Source organism: Mesorhizobium sp. WSM4807 (genome assembly GCF_055811615.1).
In genome coordinates this window covers 1-2425 of the sequence record NZ_JBVVQY010000088.1, presented here as the reverse complement: position 1 = coordinate 2425, position 2425 = coordinate 1, and the positions used below count along the sequence as shown (strand labels likewise).

Here is a 2425-nt window from a genome sequence, read left to right as displayed (position 1 = left end):
ACGCCGGTTATCGCCGTTGTCTCCACGATCATCGTCGCCATGACGTTCCTATTGATGGGTACGATACGCCTCGCCCAGAAAAGAACGAATACCTGACCGGCTCCGCCGGATCCGCCCTTTTTGGCTTGGCAGTCTAAGCGTTGGTAAGCGCGCGGACGTGGTGATAAGGGAAGTCCGCGACATAACCAACCTATCCTGGCGTGACGATAGCGGAGCCCTCTTGTCACTCTCCTAGTCGATGATCCCCGTTGATATTGTCCTCATCGACGGCAGGATGGTAATGGAAAAAGGCCGCCTCACCACAATGGATCAGGACGAGTTTCTCGCCGAGGCCACGCGCCAGCGCGACCTTTTGGCAGACAGCCTGTCTGGTTAGGACTGTTTGGAACCGGATTAACTGTAGTCGCCAAGGTTTGCGGGACGAACAACTCACGCAAACCTTATCTTTCTGACATTTCCGACGAGAAATGGACGCTTGTTGCGCCCTGTTTGACGCTATACTTGAGTGCCCGAGAAGAGCGCGAAGCGGACGTATTCGTTGCATGAGGTCCTCAACAGGCTAATTCGCAAAAGCGGACACGCCGAGAAGCTGGATGCCCAACGATTTGCCACCCTGGAAATCGCGAAATCGTCTACCAAAAGGCGCAGCGCAGGCTCCGGGCCGCTTCCTTCCAGGCGCTCGTCGACGACCTGAGTATGTTATTCCGCCTTTCTGCCGGGAAGAATGTTCAGCCGAGGGCTGCCGTTTCGACAGCCGCCCCCCTGCGCTCCACGCTCGGGAGCGGCGCCGGCTATGACGGCGCTAAGCGCAACAAGCGATCTAAGAGCTGCACATTGCCATCGACAAGTTCGGGTGATCTGCTCGCATTACATGTCAGGCCGCCACCATCGACGACCGCGCGAGGCGACCTGCCGGGAGCGTCTAGCTCGCTATACGCACGCTCGAATAAGAAAATCGGCGCTCTCATAACGATCCGAAAGGTCCAACAAACCCGTATTGGCTTAGAGTGAAGATCCTACGCGGATGGCGGACGTCTCATGTCTGTTGCGTCGCTTCTTGTTCAGCAGCAATAGATCAGTCGTGGAGTGGAGCACGGGTAGTCACGCCGAGAACCACAGCGGGGTCGGAGAATGGGAGACGAAGATGCCTAAAGTTATTACAAGTATGATCAAAAGAGCTCTTTGGTGCGTCGCACTTGCCCTAAATTTCACTTCTACGGGATCGGCACAGGGGCAGCAAGAGCTCGTTATCGTCACCACCGGTGGTGCTTTTGAGAAGGCACTGAAGGACAATTTCTTCGACCCGTTCGAAAAAGATAGCGGCGTCAAAGTCCACCTGGTCGGCGCCACGACGACGGAAACTTGGGCGAAGGTCAAAGCGATGACCAGTGCAAACTCGGTGGAATGGGACATCATTTCCCCCGCCGCTGAGGAGCTCAACGAAGCCAATGCCGGCTATCTCCACAATTTCGGGGGGAACTGCGAACAGGTGCCGAATGTCGCCAAGGAAGGCGTCGATGGCTCCTGCATGGCGGGCGGCCTGGGCATTCTGCGCACGATTGGCGCCGGAACGCTCGTATATGACACCCAAGCTTATCCGAACGGCGGCCCAAAGTCCTGGGCGGACTTCTGGGACGTGCAACGCTTCCCGGGTCCGCGCACCCTGCCGGGGGGTAAACCGGAATGGGTGCTAGCCATCGCTTTGATGGCGGATGGCGTGCCGCCGGATAACCTCTTCCCCATGGACATGGATCGTGCCTTCAAAAAGCTCGATCAGATCAAGCCGCATATCACAGTCTGGTGGAAGTCGGGTGATCAGAGCCAGCAGATTTTCCGCTCCAGTGAGACCGTGATGGGCTTGCTATATTCCGGCCGCGCCTTGGCACTGCGCAAGGAGGGACTCAAGCTCGAACTCGTGCTCAATCGTGCCGTTCGCGATGTCTCACCTTGGGCGATGCTGAAGGAAGCTCCGCACAAGGACGCAGCGTTGAAGTTTCTCGATTTCTTCATGTTGCGACCCGAGGCGCACCTCGCCTTCGTGAATACGATCAACTACGAAACGTCGAACAAGGATGCGACCTCGTTGATACCGGAAGCCGAACGGCGCAACATGCCGACCGCGCCGGAAAACTGGCGGCGCACGATTTCGATCGATACGGCTTGGTACGAACAAAACCGCGAGAAGCTACTCGATCGCTGGAACGACTGGATCCAAAAATGAGTACCTCGAGAGTACGGCGCCCGTCGAACCAGCCGGCGGCGCCGACACCCCAGACAACCCTGCATTTGACGTTGCGTTCTTACAGAGGCTCGAAAACATGTCGCTGACACAAGACGTCGCCAATACGGTCGCCAGCCTCACATATGACGAGCTGTCGGCACGCGTGCGCGACAAGGTGAAACTTCTCGTCCTAGACCATGTCGG

General features: G+C 57.2%; 1 protein-coding gene. It reads left to right on the top strand.

Annotated features, from left to right (window positions below):
- Positions 1-1144: 1144 nt before the first annotated feature.
- A complete protein-coding gene (locus AC0L3N_RS33775; protein ID WP_473552005.1) occupies positions 1145-2221 on the top strand; it encodes an ABC transporter substrate-binding protein in 1077 nt (358 codons plus the stop codon).
- The last annotated feature ends 204 nt before the right edge of the window (positions 2222-2425 follow it).